At 72.9% G+C, this 21,216-nt stretch carries 20 protein-coding genes; 11 read left to right on the top strand and 9 right to left on the bottom strand.

Annotated features, from left to right (window positions below):
- Positions 1-299 precede the first annotated feature (299 nt).
- On the top strand, positions 300-2,537 hold the full coding sequence (locus AB0F29_RS04035; RefSeq protein WP_361867772.1) for a tetratricopeptide repeat protein: 2,238 nt from the start codon (positions 300-302) through the stop codon (positions 2,535-2,537).
- Here AB0F29_RS04035 and AB0F29_RS04030 read toward each other — a convergent pair.
- Together AB0F29_RS04030 and AB0F29_RS04025 are read right to left on the bottom strand one after the other, a co-directional pair.
- A complete protein-coding gene (locus tag AB0F29_RS04030; RefSeq protein WP_361867276.1) occupies positions 2,509-3,036 on the bottom strand; it encodes a GNAT family N-acetyltransferase in 528 nt (175 codons plus the stop codon). The genes AB0F29_RS04035 and AB0F29_RS04030 overlap by 29 nt on opposite strands.
- Before the next feature lie 26 nt (positions 3,037-3,062).
- Positions 3,063-3,371, bottom strand: coding sequence for a hypothetical protein (locus tag AB0F29_RS04025; protein WP_361867769.1), 309 nt, complete (start codon positions 3,369-3,371; stop codon positions 3,063-3,065).
- A 149-nt stretch (positions 3,372-3,520) separates the two neighbouring features.
- On the opposite strand from AB0F29_RS04025, the gene AB0F29_RS04020 reads away from it, so the two are divergent.
- Both AB0F29_RS04020 and AB0F29_RS04015 read left to right on the top strand, forming a co-directional pair.
- Positions 3,521-4,348 carry a helix-turn-helix transcriptional regulator gene (locus AB0F29_RS04020; RefSeq protein ID WP_361867275.1) on the top strand — a complete coding sequence of 276 codons (828 nt, stop codon included), beginning with the start codon at positions 3,521-3,523 and terminating at the stop codon, positions 4,346-4,348.
- Complete coding sequence (locus AB0F29_RS04015; RefSeq protein WP_274345482.1) at positions 4,345-4,539, top strand: DUF397 domain-containing protein; 195 nt, start codon at positions 4,345-4,347, stop codon at positions 4,537-4,539. The genes AB0F29_RS04020 and AB0F29_RS04015 overlap by 4 nt, the downstream gene beginning before the upstream one ends.
- A gap of 61 nt (positions 4,540-4,600) precedes the next feature.
- Here AB0F29_RS04015 and AB0F29_RS04010 read toward each other — a convergent pair whose 3' ends face one another.
- From AB0F29_RS04010 to AB0F29_RS03990, 5 genes are all read right to left on the bottom strand, one after another.
- On the bottom strand, positions 4,601-7,750 hold the full coding sequence (locus AB0F29_RS04010; RefSeq protein WP_361867273.1) for an efflux RND transporter permease subunit: 3,150 nt from the start codon (positions 7,748-7,750) through the stop codon (positions 4,601-4,603).
- A gap of 186 nt (positions 7,751-7,936) precedes the next feature.
- Positions 7,937-8,671, bottom strand: coding sequence for a response regulator transcription factor (locus tag AB0F29_RS04005; RefSeq protein ID WP_361867271.1), 735 nt, complete (start codon positions 8,669-8,671; stop codon positions 7,937-7,939).
- Entirely contained in the window at positions 8,668-9,951 is a 1,284-nt protein-coding gene (locus AB0F29_RS04000; RefSeq protein ID WP_361867269.1) for a histidine kinase, read from the bottom strand. The genes AB0F29_RS04005 and AB0F29_RS04000 overlap by 4 nt, the downstream gene beginning before the upstream one ends.
- A 155-nt stretch (positions 9,952-10,106) precedes the next feature.
- Positions 10,107-10,385: a hypothetical protein gene (locus AB0F29_RS03995; RefSeq protein ID WP_361867267.1), complete on the bottom strand. Its 279-nt coding sequence runs from the start codon at positions 10,383-10,385 to the stop codon at positions 10,107-10,109.
- Positions 10,386-10,394: 9 nt separating this feature from the next.
- Positions 10,395-11,180 carry a PspA/IM30 family protein gene (locus AB0F29_RS03990; RefSeq protein ID WP_361867266.1) on the bottom strand — a complete coding sequence of 262 codons (786 nt, stop codon included), beginning with the start codon at positions 11,178-11,180 and terminating at the stop codon, positions 10,395-10,397.
- A 319-nt stretch (positions 11,181-11,499) separates the two neighbouring features.
- On the opposite strand from AB0F29_RS03990, the gene AB0F29_RS03985 reads away from it, so the two are divergent.
- The 3 genes from AB0F29_RS03985 (at position 11,500) to AB0F29_RS03975 (ending at position 14,085) form a co-directional block, all read left to right on the top strand.
- Positions 11,500-12,099: a DUF3043 domain-containing protein gene (locus AB0F29_RS03985; protein ID WP_026290538.1), complete on the top strand. Its 600-nt coding sequence runs from the start codon at positions 11,500-11,502 to the stop codon at positions 12,097-12,099.
- Positions 12,100-12,167: 68 nt separating this feature from the next.
- On the top strand, positions 12,168-12,890 hold the full coding sequence (locus AB0F29_RS03980) for a methyltransferase domain-containing protein (protein ID WP_361867766.1): 723 nt from the start codon (positions 12,168-12,170) through the stop codon (positions 12,888-12,890).
- Between the two features lie 106 nt (positions 12,891-12,996).
- The gene (locus AB0F29_RS03975) at positions 12,997-14,085 is read left to right on the top strand and encodes a trypsin-like peptidase domain-containing protein (RefSeq protein ID WP_361867264.1); all 1,089 of its coding nucleotides are present in this window, start codon (positions 12,997-12,999) and stop codon (positions 14,083-14,085) included.
- Between the two features lie 92 nt (positions 14,086-14,177).
- Here AB0F29_RS03975 and AB0F29_RS03970 read toward each other — a convergent pair whose 3' ends face one another.
- A complete protein-coding gene (locus AB0F29_RS03970) occupies positions 14,178-14,387 on the bottom strand; it encodes a hypothetical protein (RefSeq protein ID WP_018958100.1) in 210 nt (69 codons plus the stop codon).
- A 78-nt stretch (positions 14,388-14,465) separates the two neighbouring features.
- Between AB0F29_RS03970 and AB0F29_RS03965 the strand changes: the two genes are divergently transcribed.
- The 3 genes from AB0F29_RS03965 to AB0F29_RS03955 all read left to right on the top strand — a co-directional run bounded on the left by AB0F29_RS03965 (position 14,466) and on the right by AB0F29_RS03955 (position 17,906).
- Positions 14,466-15,668 (top strand): bifunctional adenosylcobinamide kinase/adenosylcobinamide-phosphate guanylyltransferase, encoded by a 1,203-nt coding sequence (locus tag AB0F29_RS03965; protein ID WP_361867262.1) that lies wholly within the window; start codon positions 14,466-14,468, stop codon positions 15,666-15,668.
- Positions 15,669-15,847: 179 nt separating this feature from the next.
- Positions 15,848-16,963, top strand: a complete 1,116-nt coding sequence (cobT, locus tag AB0F29_RS03960) for a nicotinate-nucleotide--dimethylbenzimidazole phosphoribosyltransferase (RefSeq protein WP_361867260.1) — start codon at positions 15,848-15,850, stop codon at positions 16,961-16,963.
- A 178-nt stretch (positions 16,964-17,141) separates the two neighbouring features.
- Positions 17,142-17,906: a hypothetical protein gene (locus tag AB0F29_RS03955; protein WP_361867258.1), complete on the top strand. Its 765-nt coding sequence runs from the start codon at positions 17,142-17,144 to the stop codon at positions 17,904-17,906.
- Here AB0F29_RS03955 and AB0F29_RS03950 read toward each other — a convergent pair.
- Positions 17,804-18,568 (bottom strand): hypothetical protein, encoded by a 765-nt coding sequence (locus tag AB0F29_RS03950; protein ID WP_361867257.1) that lies wholly within the window; start codon positions 18,566-18,568, stop codon positions 17,804-17,806. The two genes, AB0F29_RS03955 and AB0F29_RS03950, sit on opposite strands and share 103 nt — an antisense overlap.
- Before the next feature lie 88 nt (positions 18,569-18,656).
- Here AB0F29_RS03950 and AB0F29_RS03945 point away from each other — a divergent pair, with 88 nt between their 5' ends.
- Together AB0F29_RS03945 and AB0F29_RS03940 are read left to right on the top strand one after the other, a co-directional pair.
- Positions 18,657-19,439, top strand: coding sequence for an adenosylcobinamide-GDP ribazoletransferase (locus AB0F29_RS03945; protein WP_361867255.1), 783 nt, complete (start codon positions 18,657-18,659; stop codon positions 19,437-19,439).
- Positions 19,440-19,653: 214 nt separating this feature from the next.
- Positions 19,654-21,210: a leucyl aminopeptidase gene (locus AB0F29_RS03940; RefSeq protein ID WP_361867253.1), complete on the top strand. Its 1,557-nt coding sequence runs from the start codon at positions 19,654-19,656 to the stop codon at positions 21,208-21,210.
- Positions 21,211-21,216: the final 6 nt, after the last annotated feature.

Here is a 21,216-nt window from a genome sequence, read left to right as displayed (position 1 = left end):
CGAGAACCTGGAAGCCCCGGTACGCCGCAGGTCGGCGTACCGGGGCTTTCCCGTATGCCCGGGCAATGCCCACCTGCGTCGTTGCCGGGGCTTTCCCGTATGCCCGGGACGCACCGGCCGAGACACTGCGGTCGGGGCGGGCGGGCAGGAACGTTCCGGTCGGGCCGGTTCTCCCATACGGCGACCGATGACGCCACCGCGTAACTACGCTGCTACTCACCGCAGCGCTTCTTCGCGTGCGGGACCGGTGAGGCCCGATGGGGCCGATCGGAACGGACGGCGAGAACGATGGGGCGGGTATGGGTTACGAGGACCGTGGAACGGGCGTCGGCGACAAGGCGGTGGGAGCGGGCGCGGGGCACGCGGGGCACGAGGTCCGGCAGAACGACGCTGCCTCCGAGGTGTCGGAGGCGGAGCCGGCGCGTGCGGAGCTGGCGCGTGCGCGGGAGGAGGTGAGCGGCCTGCGGGCCGCCGCCGAGGAGGACCCCGCCACCGGCCTGCCCGCGCTGGCCGGGGCCCTGCACCGGCTGTCGGACCTGCTCGCCGCCGCCGGGGACCGCACCGGCGCCCTGCCCCCGGCGAAGGAGGCCGCCCGGATCTACGCCGAACTCGGCATGAAGCGTCCCGGCGACTTCCAGGCGGAGCTGGCCCTGGCCATGGGCGCCCTGGGCGACCGCGTCGCCGACACCGGGGACCGGGCGTCCGCCGTGCCGTTCGCGAAGCAGTCCGTGCGGCTCCAGCGCGAGCTGGTCGAGGAGGAGCAGCCGGGCGCGTCCGTCCCGGCGCTCGCCGCGTATCTCCTGAACTACGCCGCACGTCTGGCGGACGCCGGGGAGGCCGTGGATGCCGTGCCCCACGCAGAGGAGGCGGTCGGCCTGCTCCGGGGCCTGGCCGAGGAGGATCCGGAGGCCTTCCTCCCCCGGCTCGCCGCGGCTCTCCACGCCCTCGGCGGCCACCGCGCGGCCGTGAGCGACGCCTCCGGGGCGGTCGAAGCGGCCCAGGAGGCGTGCGGCCTCTTCCGCGCGCTCGCCGCGCGGCGACCGGACGTCTTCCGCCCGGAGCTGGCCACGGCGCTCGACGGCCTGGCCGGTCACCTCAACAAGGCCGGTGACGCGGGGGCGGGCCTCCGGGTGGCGGAGGAAGCCGTCGCGCTCTGCCGCGAGCCGGCCGCCCGTCACCCCACGGCCTGCCGCCCCGGCCTCGCAGCCGCGCTGCGCACCCTCGCCCGGAGCCTGGCCGGCACCGGCGACCCGCAGGGGGCCCTGCCCCCGGCGCGGGAGGCCGTCGACCTCCTGCGCGAACAGGGGGACGCCGTCCTGGCCGAGCTGGCCGACTCCCTCCAGGTGCTCGGCACGTACGTGGAGCTGAACGGGGACGCCGAGGGGGCGGTGGAGGCGTTCTGGGAGGCGGTGGCCCTCCACCGGTCGCTGGCGCTGGAGGCTCCCGGCGCCCCCGACGCCGCCCTGGTCTCCGCCCTCGACGGCCTGACCCGGGCGCTCGCCCGTACCGGCGAGCACGCGGCGGCGATCGAGGAGTTCGACGAGACACTCAAGGAGTTCGCCGGGGCCGCGCCGGCGACCGCCCGGCGTCTGGCCGTGGAGCGGAGCGCCTTCCTGCTGCGCTGCCCGGACCCGTGGCCCGCGACCGGGGTGAGCGAGCTGGTGAACTGGCTCGACGAGGACGCGGAGAGGACCGTCGGCGCGGACACCGTGACCGTACGGGCCCGGCAGGCGCTGCGCTCGTACGGTGACATCGCGGCGGTGCACACGGCCTGGGAGGACGAGACCTTCACGCCCGTGCCGGACTGGCTCGCCCTGTCGCCGGGGACGCTGGACCTCGTCAGCGCCTGGATGTTCGCACCCAACTGGCCCCGGTCACGCGACTTCTGGTCCGAGCACGCCGAGGTCCTCGGCGGCGAGGAGGCGGCGACGGCCCTGGACGAGCTGGCCGTCCTGGACCCGCACGGTGCGCAGCGGCACGCCCTGCTCCGTGAGGCCGTCCTCGCCCACGGGGTGACCGCTGCCTACGATCCGCTGATCCTCCAGGAGCAGTTGGCGCAGTGGCTGGAGTGCGCGGACTGGGCGGAGTCGCGGGCCTACCTGGAGGAGCACCCGCGCCTGCTGACCGTCCAGCCGCCCGGGGACACCCCGCTGGCCCACGTTGCCATGCTCGACATCGGCCGCGCCGAGGGCCTGGACGCCGCCTACCGCCTCGTCGAGGACCGCGAGGCCCTCCAGGCGTACGTGGACCGGGCGTTGGAGGCCGGGGACGGCGTCGCGCTGATGCACGGCGGGGGCATCGAGGGCCAGGTCTTCGGCGACCGGCTCTCCTCGCTCACCCACGCACAGGTGGCCCTGGTCCTCGCGGGGGCCACCGAGGGCTTCGAGCCGGACGACTTGGCCGCGCTCCTGCACAAGGCCTCCGAGGAGACCCGGGCCAAGCTGGTGCGGGAGACGGTGGCCCTCAGCGCCCGGCTCCCCGACCAGCGGGGGAAGTCGTGGCACCGGATCATTCAGGCGCTGGGCGGGGAGGCCTGAGGGGCAGCGGCCCGCCGTCGGCGACGGCGGCCGGCCGCACCCGAGGAGGCTGGAGCGGCCGGCCCAGGCAGACGGTGAGCGGGTCGTCGGCGTAGTGGCCGAAAGCGGGCGTTTCGGTGTAGCCGCACGAGCGGTACAGGCCGATCGCCGCCGGGTGCCGCTGGTTCGTCTCCAGAACCATGGCCGACGCTCCCGCCTCGGCGGCCGAGCCCTCCAGCCACGCCAGGACGGTGCGTGAATGCCCCTGGCCGCGGTGCTCGTCGGTGACGTACATGCGCTTGAGCTCCGCGCGCCCGTCCTCGCGGAGCCGCCAGCCGCCCATGGCGACGGGCTCCCCGTCCACGTACCCGACCGCGAACGACCCGCGAGGGGGCGAGAACTGCCCCGGGTCGGTGGGGCTGTCGTCGGGTGACCCGTAGATCTCGACGTACTCCGCCTGCAAGCGGTCGACCAGCCGGGAGACGTGCGGGTGACGGTAGGGGCGGGACTGTATCTCCATGGCCGCAACCTAGCCGCCCGGGCCTCTCAGTCGGTGTTCTCCAGGTTCTCCAGCCGTCCGCCCCGGCTCACGGCGATCCGCAGGGTGTCTCCCAGCGACTCGGCGAGCCGAGTGCCCGCGAACCGCAGCTCCCGTTCCCCCACCACCGACTCCGCCAGCAACTCCCGCGCCTCGAAGAGCACTTCCTCGGCCCAGGCGAGCATGGCGGCCTCCAGTTCGTCCGCCATCCGGGAGACGCGACTGTCCGGGTCCGTCGTGCTGAGCCAGCACGGGCCCCCGAAGTCGTTGGTCCACGGGAGCAGTCGCAGGGCCCGGCCCTTGCCGTCGAACATCATCTCGGTCGCTACCTCCGGAGAAGGCCCTCTGGTGCACTGCACGAAAGGACGGTTACGGTGTGTGCCGCAATCGTCGCCCTACGGGATGTGACCTCAACAGAGCGCAGCTGTCCCGGCCTTGGGAACGGGACACACGAAAGGCACGCACCGTGACGTTCAAGCCCCAGCCCCTCACGCCCTATGTGTCCGCCCGCCACTACTTCGGCTCCGAGCAACGCCGCCACCGCGAGCGGGCGGCCCTGTCTCTCGTCCAGCTCGCGGGCATCGTGAACTCCAGCAAGAGCACGCTGGGCCGCATCGAGACGGCCGAGCTGATGCCGCCGCCGGACATCCCGAGCCGCCTGGACATCGCCTTCGGGACGGACAAGCACTTCCACGGGCTCTACGAGCTGGCCCGGCGGGAGATCCACCCGGACCAGTACCAGCGGTACATGGACTTCGAGTTCCGGGCGGAGGTGATAGAGCAGTACGGGGCGCAGGCGTTGCCGGGGTTGTTGCAGACGGAGGAGTACGCGCGCACGTTTCTCCGCTGCCAGGAAGACCTGAGCGCCGAGCAGGTCGAGGAACGCGTCACAGCGCGCATGTCGCGGCAGGAGCGGCAGCGCTCGGAGAACCCGCCGTTCCGGTGGGCGATCATCGACGAGGCCGTACTGCGACGTCAGATGGGCAGCGCCGCCTGCATGCGCGAGCAACTGGCCTCGCTCTTGAAGCAGGTGGATACTCCGGACAGTAAAGTTCAGGTGATGCCGTTCAGTGCGGGGCTCCACTCGCTCCTGGGTGGCGCGCTGACTCTCCTGACCCTGCCCGACCGCACATGTGTGGCGTACGAGGAGGGCATCCAGGCCGGCCACCTCTATGAGGACCCGGTCGCGGTGAAGAAGTGGCGGCGGCAGTACGACGTGCTGCGGGCCAACTCCCTCACGCTGGACGAGTCGGCGGAACGGATTCGTACCGCGATGGAGGGCTACCGACCATGACCCACTCCCCCGAGCTGAGCACCGCCACCTGGCGCAGCAGCAGTTACAGCAACTCCAACGGGGGCGAATGCGTCGAGATCAGCGACGACTTCCCCGGCACCGTCCCCGTACGCGACAGCAAGAACCCCACCGGACCAGCCCTCGTCCTCCAGGCCACCGCCTGGGACGCGTTCATCTCCTCGGTCAAGTAGGCGGGAAACGCGGAAGGGGCCTGTCCCACGCACTCGCGTGGGACAGGCCCCTTCTCTCGTGTCAGGCCTTCGCCGGCTCGGCCTCGCGGGCCTCCTCCGGCTCCGCCCGGTCCGGGACGCCCGTCTTCGCGGCGCGCTTGGCCGCCTTCTTCTTGGCGCGGCGCTCCTTGCGGAGCTCGACCATCGCGTACAGCATCGGCACCAGCAGCAGGGTCAGCAACGTGGAGCTGATCAGACCGCCGATCACCACGACGCCCAGCGGCTGCGAGATGAAGCCGCCCTCGCCGGTGACGCCGAGCGCCATCGGGAGCAGGGCGAAGATGGTCGCGAGCGCCGTCATGATGATCGGGCGGAAGCGGTGGCGGCCGCCCTCGATGACGGCTTCGACGATGCCGAGGCCCTGGGCGCGGTACTGGTTGATCAGGTCGATCAGCACGATCGCGTTGGTGACCACGATGCCGATGAGCATCAGCATGCCGATCATCGCGGGGACGCCCAGCGGGGTGCCCGTGATGAGCAGGAGGGCCAGCGCGCCGGTCGCCGCGAACGGGACGGAGACCAGCAGGATCAGCGGCTGGACGAGCGACCGGAAGGTGGCCACCAGCAGCATGAAGACGATCGCGATGGCCGCCAGCATGGCGAGGCCGAGCTGCATGAACGCTTCGTTCTGGTCCTCGGTGACGCCGCCGATGGTGGCGGTGGCGCCGTCCGGGAGGTCCAGGGCGTCGATCTTCTTGGCGAGATCGGTGCTGACCGCGCCGGTGTTGTCGCCGACGGGCTTGGCGGTGACCGTCGCCGAGCGCTGTCCGTCGATCCGGGTCATCGAGACCGGGCCGGGGACGACCTTCACGTCGGCGATGTCGCCGAGCTTGACCGGGCCGAGCGGCAGGGCCTTCAGCTCGGCCATGGTGGCGGCCGGGGTGGAGGACCGGATGACGACGTCGCGCTCGGTGTCGTCCAGCGTCGCGGTGCCGGCGGGCGTGCCGCGTACGGCTCCGGCGACGATGCCGCCCAGCGCGGCGGAGTCGAATCCGGCGGCGGCCGCCTTGTCGTTGGCGGTGACCGAGATACGCGGGACGCTCTGCGCCAGGTCGCTCTGGACGTCGGTGACGTCCTTGATGGTGGCGACCTCGGTGCGGACCGCCTCGGCGGCCTTCTTCAGGATGTCGCCGTCGGCGGCCTTGACGACGACGCTCAGGTCCTGGGAGCCGAAGCCGTCGCCCGCGGCGATGGTGGTGTCGCCGATGCCGTCGAGCTTGCCGAGGGCCTCGTCGATGCGGTCCTGGGCGTCCTCGTAGTCCGCGGCGTCCTTCAGGGTGACCTGGTAGGAGGCCTGGTTGGCGCCCGTGCCGCCGCCGAAGGCGGCCATGAAGCCGGAGGAGCCGACGGTGACCTGGTAGTCCTTGACGCCCTTGTCCTGCTCGATGACCTTCTCGACCTTGCGGGCCGCCTCGTCGGCGGCTTCCAGGCTGGTGCCGGGCGTCAGCTCCTGCTTGACGGTCAGGACCTCCTGCTCGCCGGCGTCGAAGAAGTTCGTCTTCAGCAGCGGGACCATCCCGAAGGTGCCGAGGAGCACGGCGACGGCGATGACGAGGCTGGTGACCCGGCGGCGGGTCGCGAAGCGCAGGACCGGGACGTAGATCCGCTGGAGCTTGCTCGCCGCTTCCTTCTCCTCGGCGAGGCGTCGGGCCTCCGCCGCGTCCTCGGGGGTGCCCTTGGGCGCGCGCAGGAACCAGTACGACAGCACCGGAACGACGGTCAGCGAGACCAGCAGGGAGGCCAGCAGCGCCGCGGTGATGGTCAGCGAGAACGAGCCGAAGAGCTGGCCGACCATGCCGCCGACCAGCCCGATGGGCAGGAAGACCGCGACGGTGGTGAGCGTGGCGGAGGTGACCGCTCCGGCGACCTCCTTGACCGCGGTGATGATCGCCGCGTGGCGCTCCTCGCCGTAGCCGAGGTGACGCTTGATGTTCTCCAGGACCACGATCGAGTCGTCGACGACCCGGCCGATGGCGATGGTGAGCGCGCCGAGCGTGAGCATGTTGAGCGACAGGTCGCGGGTCCAGAGCACGATCAGCGCGAGGACGATCGAGAGCGGGATGGAGACCGCGGTGACCAGCGTCGAGCGGATCGAGGCGAGGAAGACCAGGATCACGACGACGGCGAAGACCAGGCCGAGCGCGCCCTCCGTGGTCAGGCCCGAGATCGACTTGGAGACGGCGGGGCCCTGGTCGGAGACGACCGTCACCTCCGCGCCCTCACCGAGGTCCTTGCGGAGGTCGGGGAGCTTGTCCTTGACCGCGTCCGAGATGGTGACGGCGCTGCCGTCCTTGTCCATCGTCGCCATCACGGCGAGGCTCGGCTTGCCGTTGGTGCGGGTGATGGAGACCGCGTTGGACGGCTCCTGCTTCACCTCGGCCACGTCACCGAGGCGCACCGGCTTTCCGGGCGCACCGCCCGCCGGGTCCTTGGCGACGACCTGGAGGTCCTCGATCTGCTTCAGCGAGGTGTAGGAGCCGCCGACCTGGATGGTGCGGCTCTTGCCGGACTCGGAGAAGGAGCCGGCCGGCACGGTGGCGCCGCCCGCCTGGAGGGCCTGGGCGAGCGCGCCCGCGTCCAGGCCGGCCTCGGCGAGCTTCTTGTCGTCGGGGACGACGGAGACCTGGAGGTCCCGCACACCGTCCACCGCGACCTGGCCGACGCCCTCGATGTCCTCCAGGGCCGGGACGACCGTGCGGTCGAGCTGGTCGGCCAGGACCTGCTGGTCCTTGTCGGAGGTGACGGCGAGGACCACGGTCGGGATGTCGTCCGTGGAGCCGGCGATGACCTGCGGGTCGACGCCGTCGGGCAGCTGGGCGCGGGCCCGGTTGACCGCCTGCTGGATGTCCGCGACGAGCTGCTTGGTGCCCTCGTCGCCGAAGTCGAAGGTCGCCATGATGAGGGCGTTGCCCTCACTGGCGGTGGAGGTGATGCCCTCGACGCCGTCGACGGCCTTGAGGGAGTTCTCCAGCGGCTCGACGACCTGCTTCTCGACCACATCGGGAGACGCACCCTGGTAGGGCGCCAGCACCGAGACCATCGGCAGTTCGATGGTGGGCAGCAGCTGCTGCTTGAGCTGCGGTATCGCTATCGCGCCGAAGACCAGCGCGACAATCGAGATCAGCCCGATCAGGGCCCTTTGCGCGAGGCTGAATCTGGACAGCCAGGACATGGGTGGGTCTCTCTTCTGTGGCGTACGCGGCAGAGGGCGGGGAGGGGGAAAACGTCAGGGACCTACACCTCCAGCCCAGTCCTACGATCTCCGCTCCGCGCCGCCGAAACGTCGCCCCCCGGGCTGCTTTCTTATGCCGCGCATACCGCAGGTGGAGTACGCCGCAGTACGCCGAATCTCCACCGGTCACTCCGCCCGGGGACGCACCAGGCCCGATTCGTAGGCGATTACCACCAATTGGGCCCGGTCCCGGGCCCCCAGCTTCGCCATCGCCCGGTTCACATGGGTCTTGACGGTGAGCGGGCTGACCGCGAGCCGCTCGGCGATCTGGTCGTTGGAGTGGCCGCCCGCGACCTGCACCAGCACCTCGCGTTCGCGGCCGGTGAGTGCCGCCAGCCGCTCCGCGTACTCCGCGCTGTCCGGCCCCTCCCCCGAGCTGCCGCCCTGGGCCAGGAACGTGGCGATGAGCCCCTTGGTCGCGGCGGGCGAGAGCAGCGCCTCGCCGGCCGCGGCGATCCGGATGGCGTTGAGGAGCTCCTCCGGCTCCGCGCCCTTCCCGAGGAAGCCGGAGGCCCCGGCGCGCAGCGACTGGACCACGTACTCGTCGACCTCGAAGGTGGTGAGCATGACCACCCGCACCGCGGACAGCTCCGGGTCGGCGCTGATCATGCGGGTGGCGGCGAGGCCGTCGGTGCCCGGCATCCGGATGTCCATGAGCACCACGTCGGCGCCCGTGGCGCGGGCCAGCTCGACGGCCTGGGCCCCGTCGGCGGCCTCGCCGACCACTTCCATGTCCGGCTCGGAGTCCACCAGCACCCGGAACGCGCTGCGCAGCAGCGCCTGGTCGTCGGCGAGCAGCACCTTGATGGGAGCCTGCTGCGGCACGGTCGTCGGTTCCGGTGCCGGCGTCGGCTGGGTCATCGGCAGAGCCTCGTTCCGCCCGCTGTGCCCGGCCGCTCCGGTTCACCCTTGCGGGCCTCGACCGGAAGGATCGCATGGACCCGGAATCCGCCGCCGTACCGAGGGCCCGCGGTGAGGGCCCCGCCGAGGGCGGTGACGCGTTCACGCATGCCGACCAGGCCGTGACCGCCGCTGTCCAGGTCGTCGCCGGCTCCGGCGCCGGGCCGTCGGGCGGCGCACCCCCGGCCGTTGTCGAGCACGGTGACCTCGGCGGTGGCGCCCACCCGTACGACGCTCACCTCGGCCCTGGCCCCGGCGCCCGCGTGCTTGCGGACGTTGGTCAGGGCCTCCTGGATGACCCGGTACGCGGCGAGGTCGACGGCGGCGGGCAGCCGGTTCCCGTGGTCGGAACCGGCCACCTCGACGGGGAGCCCGGCGTTGCGGAAGGTGTCGACCAGCTCGCCGAGGAGGGCGAGCCCGGGGGCCGGTTCGGTGGGCGCCTCGGGGTCGCCCTGCTGGCGCAGGAGGCCGACGGTGACCCGGAGTTCGTTGAGCGCGGAGCGGCTGGCGTCGCGGACGTGGGCGAGTGCTTCCTTGGCCTGGTCCGGGCGCTTGTCCATGACGTGGGCGGCGACCCCGGCCTGGACGTTGACCAGGGCGATGTGGTGGGCGACGACGTCGTGGAGGTCCCGCGCGATCCGCAGCCGCTCCTCGGCGACCCGGCGGCGGGCCTCCTCCTCGCGGGTGCGCTCGGCCCGCTCGGCGCGTTCCCGGATGGCGTCGACGAACGCGCGTCTGCTGCGTACGGCGTCCCCGGCGGCCCCGGCCATCCCGGTCCAGGCGAACACGCCGAGGTTCTCCTGGCTGTACCAGGGCGTCGAGCCGAAGACCATGGAGGCCGCCGTGAGCGCCCCCATGGTCAGCAGCCCGACCCGCCAGGTGGTGGGGCGGTCGGTGCGCGAGGCGACGGTGTAGAGCGCGATGACCGTGCTCATGACGACCGGGGCAGGCGGGTCCATCAGGATGTACTCGGTGGCCGAGAGAACCCCGGTGGCGGCGAGCACCGCCATCGGACGCCGTCGCCGCAGGACCAGCGCCACGGCGGCGAGGACCATCAGAAGCACGCTGAACGGCTCGGGGATGCGGGTGCCGAAGGTCGGCCCGTGTCCGCTGCCCGGGTCCGCGAACGAACCGGCGATCATCGCGACGAGGGAGCCGAGGGCGAGGGTCGCGTCGAACGCGAGGGGATGGTCCCGGAGCCAGCGGCGGGCGCGCGCGAAGCCGGACGAGAGGGTGGTCACGTCCAGCTACGGTACGCGGCCCCCGCTCGGGGACGGGAGCCTTCCCCGGGGAGCGGCCCGGGGCGCCGCTGCCCCGCCTCCGGCGGACCGGACGCGGGGCAGGTGCGGGGTGCTGGTGCGGCGATCCACGGGCCCGCCGGGGCCGGCCCGTGGATTCAGTTGGGGATGAGCCCGCCGTCGCTGAGCATGGCGGTGACGTCTTCGAGGGTGGCGTCGGGCGCCGGCAGGATCAGCTCGGACGGCTCCAGGGAGTCGTCCGGCAGCGGAGTGCCGAGCTCGCGCACCTTGTCCAGGAGCGCGTGGAGGGTCGTGCGAAAGCCGGGGCCGTCGCCGCTCTCCATCTCCTTGAGCAGGACGTCGTCGAGCTCGTTCAGTTCGACGACGTGACTGTCGGCCAGCTTGACCTGGCCCTCCCCCATGATCCGTACGATCATGACGCTGCCTTACTGCTTGTCGAACTTGTGCGGGGACGACTGCTGCGGCTGCTGCCCACTGTCCTGTGCGCCGCCCTCGATGGACTGCTGCGAGGACGAGGAGCCGCCGGCCAGCTCGGCCTTCATGCGCTGCAGCTCCAGCTCCACGTCGGTGCCGCCGGAGATCCGGTCCAGCTCGGCGGCGATGTCGTCCTTCGCCGTGCCGGTCGGGTCGTCCAGGGCGCCGGAGGCGAGCAGCTCGTCGATGGCGCCGGCCCGCGCCTGGAGCTGCTGCGTCTTGTCCTCGGCCCGCTGGATCGCGAGGCCCACATCGCCCATCTCCTCGGAGATGCCGGAGAAGGCCTCGCCGATCCGGGTCTGGGCCTGGGCCGCCGTGTAGGTGGCCTTGATGGTCTCCTTCTTCGTGCGGAAGGCGTCGACCTTGGCCTGGAGGCGCTGGGCCGCGAGGGTGAGCTTCTCCTCCTCGCCCTGCAGCGTGGTGTGCTGCGTCTCCAGGTCGGTGACCTGCTGCTGGAGGGCGGCGCGCCGGGACAGCGCTTCGCGCGCCAGGTCCTCGCGGCCCAGCGCCAGCGCCTTGCGGCCCTGGTCCTCCAGCTTGGACGACTGGCCCTGCAGCTGGTTCAGCTGCAGCTCCAGGCGCTTGCGGGACGTCGCCACGTCTGCGACGCCGCGGCGCACCTTCTGAAGCAGCTCCAGCTGCTTCTGGTACGAGTAGTCGAGGGTCTCGCGCGGATCCTCGGCCCGGTCAAGGGCCTTGTTTGCCTTCGCGCGGAAGAGCATCCCCATACGCTTCATGACACCGCTCATGGGCTTCGCGCGCCCCCTTCTGACGGACTGGACTCCAGCACTCCCGATAGAACCCACAGTACGGGGCCTGTCTCTATTACCGCACTGTTCGGACGTCGATGTGCTCCTCCCCAAGGACGACTGCGCCCCGTGAACACTCCCGCCCAGGGTGTAGGTGAGGCCCCGGAACATTCTGGTGACGGGTGCGGGAACGGGTGGTTGACACCCCTTTCGCCCCGTCGGGACACCTGTGGGCACGCCGTCCGTTGCCGGATCGTTCCCGCCCGGGTCTCCGGGCCCGCGCGCCGACCCCGTACCCTTGGGTTTTGTGTTCCGTAGCCGTGCCAAGACAGAGAAGGCCCCCACCGACAAGGTGACGGCGGACCTCTCCCAGCAGCCCCGCGACCCGCAGGCTCCCAAGGGTCGCCCCACCCCCAAGCGCAGCGAGGCCCAGACGCAGCGCCGTCGTGCCGCGTCGAGTGCGCCGACCGATCGCAAGGCGGCCATGAAGCGCCAGCGCGAAGCGCGGCGCACCGACCTGGCCCGGCAGCGCGAGGCGCTCGCCTCGGGCGACGAGCGCTACCTCCCGGTCCGCGACAAGGGCCCGGTCAGGCGCTTCGTCCGCGATTACGTGGACTCGCGCTTCTGCATCGCCGAGTGGTTCCTGCCGCTCGCCGTGATCATCCTGATCCTCAGCGTGATCCAGGTGCAGAACATCCAGAGCATCTCGTTGCTGCTCTGGCTCGGCGTGATCATCCTGATCGTGATCGACTCGATCGGTATCTCGATGCGCCTGAAGAAGCAGCTGCGCGAGCGCTTCCCGGACACGCCGAAGCGCGGAGCTGTGGCGTACGGCCTGATGCGTACGCTCCAGATGCGCCGACTGCGGCTTCCGAAGCCGCAGGTCAAGCGCGGAGAGCGGCCCTGAGCACGGAGGCCTCCGGCTTCACCGGGGCCTCCTCGGCGTGGCCGGCAGGTCTCGGCGGCGTACGCGACCTGGTCCGCCAGGAGCTCGTCGCGCGTCAGCTGGACGAGCAGATAGCCGGGCGGTTCCCGGTGGGGCAGCGGCTGCGCGTCCTGGACGTCGGCATGGGCCAGGGCACCCAGGCCCTGCGGCTGGCGCGGGCCGGTCACTCGGTGACCGGCCTGGAGTCGGACGACGGGATGCTGACGGCGGCCCGTGAGGCCCTGGCGACCGAGCCCGAGGGCATCCGGGAGCGGGTCAGGCTCATCGAGGGCGACGGCCGGGACACCGGTGTGCACTTCCTGCCCGGCAGCTTCGACGTGGTGCTGTGCCACGGCGTCCTGATGTACGTCGAGGAGCCGGACCCGATGCTGGCCGGGCTCGCCCGGATGCTGGCCCCCGGCGGGCTGCTCTCCCTGCTCGTACGGAACGCGGACGCGCTCGCGATGCGCCCGGGGCTCGCCGGTGACTTCGGCGCGGCCCTGACCGCCTTCGACACCGCCACGTACACCAACCGCCTCGGCCTCACCGTGCGGGCCGACCGGCTCGACGCGCTGCGGGCCACGCTCGCGGGGATCGCCGCCCCGCTGCACGCCTGGTACGGGGTGCGGGTCTTCACGGACATCGTGGCGGACGGGGCGGAGCTGCCGGCCGAGGAGCTGGAGCGGGCCCTGGCCCTGGAGGACCGGGCCGGGCGCACCGACCCCTACCGGGGAGTGGCTGCGCTGCTGCACCTGTGCGGCGTGCGCGGCTAGGCCCTGTCGTCATGAGGGTCCGTTCGTCATGGGGCCCGTTCGTCATGGAGGCCCGTTCGGCTCATCAGTTCGGGCACCCGGACGGGGCGGGCCCCAGACTCCGGATATGGACGTATTCCCCTCCCGCAGCCGGGCGCGCAGGCTGCTGCTTCCCCTGTCCGCGGCCGTCTGCGCCATCGCCCTGGCGGGCGGCTGCTCCGGTACGAGTCCGGCGGCTCCCGCCCCCGAAGCCAGTGCGTCCGGTACGGCGCAGGGTGCGGCGAAGCGGGCCCCCGACGACCTGGAGAACGCCTACCAGGACGTCATCAACGACGTGCTGCCGTCGGTGGTGCAGATCGACGCCTCGGAAGGCCTCGGTTCCGGGGTCGTCTACGACGACAGGGGGCACATCGTCACCAACGCCCATGTGGTCGGCGACGAGGAGAAGTTCAAGGTCAGCGTCGCCACCGGTGAGGCGGTGCTGAGCGCCTCGCTGGTCTCCTCCTACCCGGAGCAGGACCTGGCCGTGATCAAGCTCGACGAGGTGCCGGACGGGCTGAAGCCCGCGAAGTTCGGCGACGCGGAGAAGGTCGAGGTGGGGCAGATCGTGCTGGCGATGGGCTCGCCGCTCGGCCTGTCCAGCAGCGTCACCCAGGGCATCGTCTCAGCGCTCGGCCGGACCGTGAGCGAGAGCCGGGCGGGCGGCGGCACGGGCGCGACGATCGCCAACATGGTGCAGACGTCCGCGGCGATCAACCCGGGCAACAGCGGCGGGGCGCTCGTCAACCTCGACAGCCAGGTGATCGGCATTCCGACCCTCGCGGCGACCGACCCGCAGATGGGCGACAGCGCGGCGCCGGGCATCGGCTTCGCGATCCCGGTCTCGATGGTGAGGACGGTCGCCGACCAGATCATCAAGGACGGCAAGGTCACCGATTCGGGCCGGGCCGCGCTGAACATCACGGGCCGCACGGTCGTCGACGACAGCTACCGCCCCGCGGGGGTGGCGCTGGTCAGCGTGGAGCGGGGCGGCGCGGCGGACGACGCGGGGCTGAGGCCCGGGGACACCATCACGAAGATCGAGGACAGCGAGGTCACCACGATCACCTCGCTCTCCGAGGCGCTGGCGGGCGACAAGCCCGGCCAGAAGGTGACCGTGACGTACACGCGCGACGGCGACAGCCGGACGGCGGAGGTCACGCTCGGGGAGATCTGAGCCCCTCCGACAGCGGAAAGGGCGGTACGGGTCTCCCGTACCGCCCTTTCCGCTGCCGGCTTCCGCTGCCGGCTTCCGCTGTCGGCCGAACCTCAGGCGCTGTCCGCCTTCAGGCTCATCGGGCCGTAGATCTTGGTGGTGTCCTCGAAGAGCGTCACCTGTGCGGCGCCGCCCTCCAGGAGCTCCTTCCAGAACTCACCGATCCAGGACTCCGCGTCGCCCTGGGTGGTGAACTCCTCCGGCTGCAACGCCGGCTCCGTCTCCGTACCGTCGGACTTCTCGAACCGCCACGTCCACGCCATGCCAGCCTCCTGGGTCACGTTGCTTCCCGAAGCGTAGCCGGACGCGCACCTCACGCGGGGACACGGGAGGATCAAGGTGTGGAACTGACTCTGCTCGGCACCGGAGCCCCCGACGGGCTGCCCCGCCCCTCCTGTCCCTGCGCGGCCTGCGCCTCGGCCCGCGGCCCGTGGGCGCGGGCCGCGACGGCGCTGCTGGTCGACGGCGCGCTGCTGCTGGACCTCACCCCCGGGGCGGTGTTCGCCGCCGCCCGCGCGGGGCGTTCGCTGGGCGCGGTCCGACAGGTGCTGCTGACGCACCCGCACGACGGGCCCGCCGTCGAGCTGCCCGCCCTGCTGCCGCCGGCCGGCCGGGTTCCGGACGGCCAGGTCCTGACGCTGATCAGCGGGCACCGGGTCCGGGCGATGGCGATGGACGCCCCGGGGACCGGTTACGAGGTGACCGCCCCGGAGGGCGAGCGGCTGCTGTACCTGCCGCCGGGGGCCGCCCCCTCCGGCCTGCCCGAGCGGCTGGACCGGCCCCTGGACATGGTCGTCCTCGATGTGATCGGGCGCCCCGACGCGGTGGCCCGGCTGCGGGCGGCCGGAGCGGTCGGGCCGGCCACTGAGGTGATCGCGGTCCACCTGGACCACGACGCCCCGCCGGGCCCGGCGCTGGACCGGCGGCTGGCGGCGGCCGGCGCGCGGGCGGTGCCGGACGGGACGACGCTGCTGGTGGGCGAGTACCACGCGGTGCCGGACGTGCCGCGCCGGGTGCTGGTGACGGGGGGCGCGCGGTCGGGGAAGTCGCTGGAGGCGGAGCAGCGCATGGAGACGTTCCCGGAGGTGGTGTACGTGGCGACCGGCGGCCGCCGCGACGGGGACCCGGAGTGGGCGGCCCGGATCGGACTGCACCGCGAGCGCAGGCCCGGCGCCTGGCGGACCGAGGAGACCTGCGAGGTCGCGGAGCTGCTGCGGGCGGACGGGCCGCCGCTGCTGATCGACTGCCTGTCGCTGTGGCTGACCGACGCGATGGACCGGGTGGAGGCCTGGGAGGACGAGCGGTGGCACGGGGGCGGCGAGGCGGCGTTGCGGGAGCGGGTGGTGGAGCTGGTCGCCGCGGTGCGCGGGGCCCGGCGGCCGGTGGTGCTGGTGACCAACGAGGTGGGGTCCGGGGTGGTGCCGGCGACGTCGGCGGGGCGGCGGTTCCGGGACGAGCTGGGGCGGCTGAACGCGGCGGTGGCGGCCGAGTGCGAGCAGGTGCTGCTGGTGGTGGCGGGGCAGGTGCTGGTGCTGCGGGGGTAGGCGGCTCGTGGCGGGGGCGGGGGCCGGCCCTCAGCCCCTGTTCGGGACGCGGTCCTCCGGGCGGGCCGACCGGTACTGTTCCGGCTGGGGCCTGTCCGGTGCTGATCCGGACAGCCCCGGGGGCCCGCCGCCGGGTTCCCGGACCGGACCCGACGTGACGACCCGCGAGGCAGACCTCCGTGAACCTGGACGACTTCTCCGACCTGATCCAACGCCCCGACGGGGGTGTGCGGCGCGATGCCGAGGAGCGGCGCGAGCGGCTGACCGTGCCCCCGGGGGCGCTCGGACGGCTCGACGAGCTGGGCGAGTGGCTCAGCGCCGCGCAGCAGTCCGTGCCGGTCAGGGCCGTCGAGCAGCCGCGTCTGGTGCTCTTCGCCGGTGACCACGGGGTGGCGGAACTGGGCGTCTCCGGCCGGCCCGCGGGAAGCGCGTACGAGCTGGTGCGCTCCGCCCTTGACGGGGCGAGCCCGGTCTCGGTGCTGGCGCGGCGCTTCTCGGTGCCGATGCGGATCGTGGACGTCTCCCTGGACTGCGATCCGGAGCTGCTGCCCGAGTCCGTGGTGCGGCACCGGGTGCGGCGGGGTTCGGGGCGGATCGACGTCGAGGACGCGATCAGCGCGGAGGAGGCCGAGCAGGCGGTCCGTCTGGGCATGGCGATCGCCGACGAGGAGGCGGACTCCGGCACCGATCTGGTGGTGCTCGGCGACCTCAGCGTGGGCGGGACCACGGCCGCGGCCACCCTCGTCGCGGCGCTCTGCGGAACGGACGCCTCCGTGGTGACCGGTCGCGGCGGTGCGGGCATCGACGACCTGGCGTGGATGCGCAAGTGCGCGGCGATCCGGGACGCGCTGCGCCGGGCCCGGCCGGTGCTCGGCGACCAGCTGGAGCTGCTGGCGACGTCGGGCGGGGCGGATCTGGCGGCGATGACGGGCTTCCTGTTGCAGAGCGCGGTGCGCCGGATGCCGGTGATCCTGGACGGGGTCGTCTCGGCGGCCTGCGCGCTGGTGGCGCAGCGGGCGGCGTTCCGGGCGCCGGACTGGTGGCTGGCCGGTCAGGTCAGCGGGGAGCCCGCGCAGACGAAGGCGCTGGACCGGATGGCTCTGACCCCGCTGCTGGACCACGGCGTGACGGTGGGCGAGGGCAGCGGTGCGCTGCTGGCGCTGCCGCTGGTGCGGGCGGCGGCGGCGCTGGCCGCCGAACTGCCGGAGCGGGAACCGGAGAAGACCGTGGAGGACGAGAACGCGGAGAACACGGAGGACGCCGAGTCGGGGGCGGCTGCCGTCGACGGGGTCTGAGGCTCCCGGCTCCCCGCCGCGCGGACGAGATCGGCATCACTCGGGCGTCGCTCAACTGTGCCGTCTCCCGGTCCGTCTTCGAGAGGGATCGCGGCTTGGCACGCTTCCTCGCCGTTGCCGCGTACCGTCCGTCCGACCGACCGGGGGCCCGTTCCATGCTGTTGTCCGAGAAGAGCGGATGAGCCGTCTGCCCGCCCTGCGCCGGGCGGCGGTACGGGAGTGGGGCCCGCTGTTCACGGCCGTACGGCGGGGGTCCGCCGGACGCGGTGCGCGGGCGCTCGCGCTGACGACGGTCGCGGTGGCGCTGACCGCGTCCGTGCAGGTGGTGCAGGTCCAGGCCTGGGGCTACGGGCCGGTGCAGAGCCTCGGAGCCGTACGGGCCGAGGACCCGCTCTGGCTCGCCCTGGCGCGTACGCCGCTGTCCCTGTTCGTACCCGCGCTCGATCTGCCGGTGTGGGGTGCGCTGGCCCAGATCCTGCTGGTGTTCGGCGTCGCGGAGGTGTGCCTGGGCCGGTGGCGCACGCTCGCGGTGGCGTATCTGGCGACGCTGGCGGGGACGCTGTACGCGCGGATCGGCATCGCGCTCGGTCCGGAGACGCTCCTCGGGCTGCCCGCCTCCGACGCGCAGGTGGTGGACACCGGCCCTTCGGCGGCCGTCGTGGGGCTCGCGGTCTACGTCTGCCATCGGCATCGCGCCTGGTTCACCGGGGCGCTGGTGGTCCTCGCGATGGTCGTGGAGGTCCTGGTCAAGGACAACCTGGCGGGCCGTGAGCATCTGGCCGCCATCGCCGTCGTCCTGGTGGTGTGCCGCGTACGGGAGTGGCGCGGGCGGCGGCGCGTTCAGGATCCGGGCACGGTCGGCGGCGGGACGCGGTCCGGGGCGCCGCCGATGAGGTCCTGGAACTTCCGGCGCGGCCCGGCCCAGCGTACGTCGTGGTGGTAGGCCCGCAGCAGGGCCCGGGAGCGGGCCCGGTGGCGGTGGCGGTAGAAGCGCCTGGCCCAGGGGGAGGTGGGGCGGGCCAGCCGGACCGCGCCGACCAGGGCGACGAACGGGACGAGGGTGCCGAGCACCGCCATCCGCGCCTTGCCCTTGAACAGGGCGATCAGGACGAAGCAGAAGTTGATCACGTAGGTCGTGATGAGGCCGAGCCTCCCCTGTTGCTCCTCGTCGGTGACGTCGTCGACGCCGAGCGGCGAGAAGCCCGCCAGGACCAGCGCCACCAGCGAGACGGTCAGCACGACCACCTCCACGCTCTGGCGGCCCTCCTCGGTCCAGTACACGTCGTCCAGATGCAGGATCAGGGCGAACTCGTCCAGCACCAGACCGGCCCCCACCCCGAAGATCACCGCGCAGATCCCCGCGGCCACGCCGTGCCGCCCGCCGGCCACCGCGCCGAATCCGCCGATCACCGTCAGCACGACCCCGGGCACCACGTGGTGGATGTGCACCCCGCCCGGGGTGATGTCGCGGAACGGGCCCTTCCCGGCGCGGATCATGCGGGTGACGGTGCGGGTGATCGCGAAGGTCAGGACGAAGGCGGCCAGCGCGAGGAGCAGGGGCGTCTTGCCCGGCTCCGCGATGTTGTCGTGCCACCAGTGACCCATGCCACCCACTCCCGATACGTCAGGTTTCGCGGCGATTGGCGCGTTTCGCCCAATCTATCGGCGAGGCCCAGCGGCTAGCCTGCGCGCGGTGACCTCCCTGAACAGCCACGGCATACGTTTCGCCTTCGGCACCCTGACCGTGCTGCCCGTCCGCGTGACCCGCTGGGACCGCGCGACCGCCCGCTCCGGCATGCTCTGGGCCCCGCTCGCCGGGCTCGTGGTGGGGCTGCTCGCCGGGGCCCTCGGCTCCCTGTCGCTGCTGGCCGGCTCGGGGCCGCTGCTCGCGGCGGTCGCCTCCGTCGCGGTGCCCGCCGCCCTGACCCGGGGGCTGCACCTGGACGGCCTGGCGGACACGGCGGACGGCCTCGGCAGCGGAAAGCCGGCCGAGGACGCGCTGCGGATCATGAAGCAGTCCGACATTGGGCCGTTCGGTGTCATCACGCTGCTGCTGGTCCTGCTGGCCCAGGTCGCCGTCCTCTTCGAGCTGTACGGGGAGGGCTGGGCGCACGGAGCCCTCGGGGCCGTCGTCGCGGGCGTCGCCGCCCGCCTCACGCTGACCCTGGCGTCCCGTCAGGGCGTCCCGGCGGCCCGGCCGGAGGGGCTGGGCGCGGTGGTGGCGTCCACCGTCCCGGCCGGGCGGGCGCTGCTCGCGGCGGTGGTGACGGTGGCGCTGTGCGCGGTGGCGGGCGCGGCGCTCGGCCCGTACGGGGCGCTGCGCCACGCGCTCGCGGTGCTCGTGGCGCTCGCCGCGGGCGAACTGCTGCTGCGGCACTGCGTGCGGCGGTTCGGCGGGGTCACCGGGGACGTCTTCGGGGGCGTCGGGGAGACGGCGGCGACGGCGGCCCTGGTGGCGCTGGCGCTCGGGGCCTGACGGAGGGGCACACCGGCCGCCGTGCTTCCCGGGGGCCGTTCCGGACCGCCTCGACGGTCGGAAAGGGGCCGGGAAGCCCCGCCGCCGTCCCGGAGCAGGAACCGCGCGCGTAGGCTCATTCCCGGCACATCGTCGGGGCGTCTACGATGCGCCGGGCACGGTCGGCCCACCCCTCGACCGAACTCGAACTCAACGGAAGCGAGATTTCACCACCGTGACTGCTCTCACTCTCAGCACTGCCGGTGCGGCGACGCTGCGCGCCGACGCACTCGTCGTCGGCGTCGCCAAGGGCGCTGGGTCCAAGTCGGGCCTGGTCCTCGCGCCCGGCGCCGAGGCCGTGGACAAGGCGTTCGACGGAAAGCTCGCCGCCGTTCTCGCGACCCTGGGCGCCACCGGTGCCGAGGGCGAACTGACCAAGCTGCCCGCCGCGTCCGGCCTCAAGGCCCCGCTCGTCGTCGCGGTCGGTCTCGGTCCGGTCCCGGACCAGGAGGACGCCTACGACGCCGAGGCGCTGCGCCGCGCGGCGGGCACCGCGGCCCGTGCGCTGACCGGCTCCAAGAAGGCCGGCTTCGCGCTGCCCGCCGCCTCCGTCGAGGACGCCGCCGCCGTCGCCGAGGGCGCGCTCCTGGGCGCGTACGCCTTCACCGCCTACCAGGGCGGCGAGAACAAGCTCGCCCCCAAGGACGCGAAGTCCAAGGACAGTGGCCCGAAACTGCCGCTCGCCGAGGTGGCCCTGCTCGGCGCGAAGCCGCGCGACAAGGCCTACAAGGCCGCCGTCGAGCGCGCCCTCGCCCTGGTCGAGGAGATCAACCGGGCCCGCGACCTGATCAACACCCCGCCGAACGACCTGTACCCGGAGTCCTTCGCCGCCGTGGCCACCGCCGCGGGCAAGGAGCACGGCGTCAAGGTCCAGGTCCTCGACGAGAAGGCCCTGGTCAAGGGCGGCTTCGGCGGCATCCTCGGCGTCGGCCAGGGCGCCGAGCGCGGCCCGCGCCTGGTGAGGCTCGCCTACACGCACCCGAAGGCGGAGAAGACCCTGGCCCTGGTGGGCAAGGGCATCACCTACGACTCGGGCGGCATCTCGCTCAAGCCGGCGGGCCACAACGAGACGATGAAGTGCGACATGGCCGGCGCCGCCGCCGTGTTCGCCGCCGTCGTCACCGCCGCCCGTCTGGGCCTCAAGGTCAACGTCACCGGCTGGCTCGCGCTGGCCGAGAACATGCCCTCCGGCAACGCCACCCGCCCCGGTGACGTGCTCCGCATGTACAGCGGCAAGACCGTCGAGGTCCTCAACACCGACGCCGAGGGCCGGCTCGTCCTGGCCGACGCGCTGACCCGCGCCTCGGAGGAGAAGCCGGACGCGATCGTCGACGTGGCGACTCTGACCGGCGCGATGGTGCTGGCGCTCGGCAGCCGCACCTTCGGCGTGATGGCCAACGACGACGCCTTCCGCACCTCGATCCACGAGATCGCCGAGGAGGTCGGCGAGCCCTCCTGGCCGATGCCGCTCCCCGCCGACCTGCGCAAGGGCATGGACTCCCCCACCGCCGACATCGCCAACATGGGCGAGCGGATGGGCGGCGGCCTGGTGGCCGGCCTGTTCCTGAAGGAGTTCGTGGGCGAGGGCATCGCCTGGGCGCACCTGGACATCGCGGGCCCCGCCTTCCACGAGGGCGCGCCGTACGGCTACACGCCCAAGGGCGGCACCGGCTCCGCGGTCCGCACCCTGGTGCGGCTCGCCGAGCGCACCGCCGCCGGCGACCTCGGCTGAGTCCCC

It is taken from the genome of Streptomyces sp. NPDC026589, assembly GCF_040638385.1.
Lineage (GTDB): Bacteria > Actinomycetota > Actinomycetes > Streptomycetales > Streptomycetaceae > Streptomyces.
Note: the sequence above shows the minus strand (reverse complement) of the source record. Positions and strands in the feature narration are given on the sequence as shown.

Excerpts from the sequence above, each read along its gene's own strand:
- AB0F29_RS04035 (WP_361867772.1), top strand. The coding sequence starts at position 300 with ATGGGTTACGAGGACCGTGGAACGGGCGTCGGCGACAAGGCGGTGGGA.
- AB0F29_RS04030 (WP_361867276.1), bottom strand. The coding sequence starts at position 3,036 with ATGGAGATACAGTCCCGCCCCTACCGTCACCCGCACGTCTCCCGGCTG.
- AB0F29_RS04025 (WP_361867769.1), bottom strand. The coding sequence starts at position 3,371 with ATGATGTTCGACGGCAAGGGCCGGGCCCTGCGACTGCTCCCGTGGACC.
- AB0F29_RS04015 (WP_274345482.1), top strand. The coding sequence starts at position 4,345 with ATGACCCACTCCCCCGAGCTGAGCACCGCCACCTGGCGCAGCAGCAGT.
- AB0F29_RS04010 (WP_361867273.1), bottom strand. The coding sequence starts at position 7,750 with ATGTCCTGGCTGTCCAGATTCAGCCTCGCGCAAAGGGCCCTGATCGGG.
- AB0F29_RS04005 (WP_361867271.1), bottom strand. The coding sequence starts at position 8,671 with ATGACCCAGCCGACGCCGGCACCGGAACCGACGACCGTGCCGCAGCAG.
- AB0F29_RS03995 (WP_361867267.1), bottom strand. The coding sequence starts at position 10,385 with ATGATCGTACGGATCATGGGGGAGGGCCAGGTCAAGCTGGCCGACAGT.
- AB0F29_RS03990 (WP_361867266.1), bottom strand. The coding sequence starts at position 11,180 with ATGAAGCGTATGGGGATGCTCTTCCGCGCGAAGGCAAACAAGGCCCTT.
- AB0F29_RS03975 (WP_361867264.1), top strand. The coding sequence starts at position 12,997 with ATGGACGTATTCCCCTCCCGCAGCCGGGCGCGCAGGCTGCTGCTTCCC.
- AB0F29_RS03970 (WP_018958100.1), bottom strand. The coding sequence starts at position 14,387 with ATGGCGTGGACGTGGCGGTTCGAGAAGTCCGACGGTACGGAGACGGAG.
- AB0F29_RS03955 (WP_361867258.1), top strand. The coding sequence starts at position 17,142 with ATGAGCCGTCTGCCCGCCCTGCGCCGGGCGGCGGTACGGGAGTGGGGC.
- AB0F29_RS03950 (WP_361867257.1), bottom strand. The coding sequence starts at position 18,568 with ATGGGTCACTGGTGGCACGACAACATCGCGGAGCCGGGCAAGACGCCC.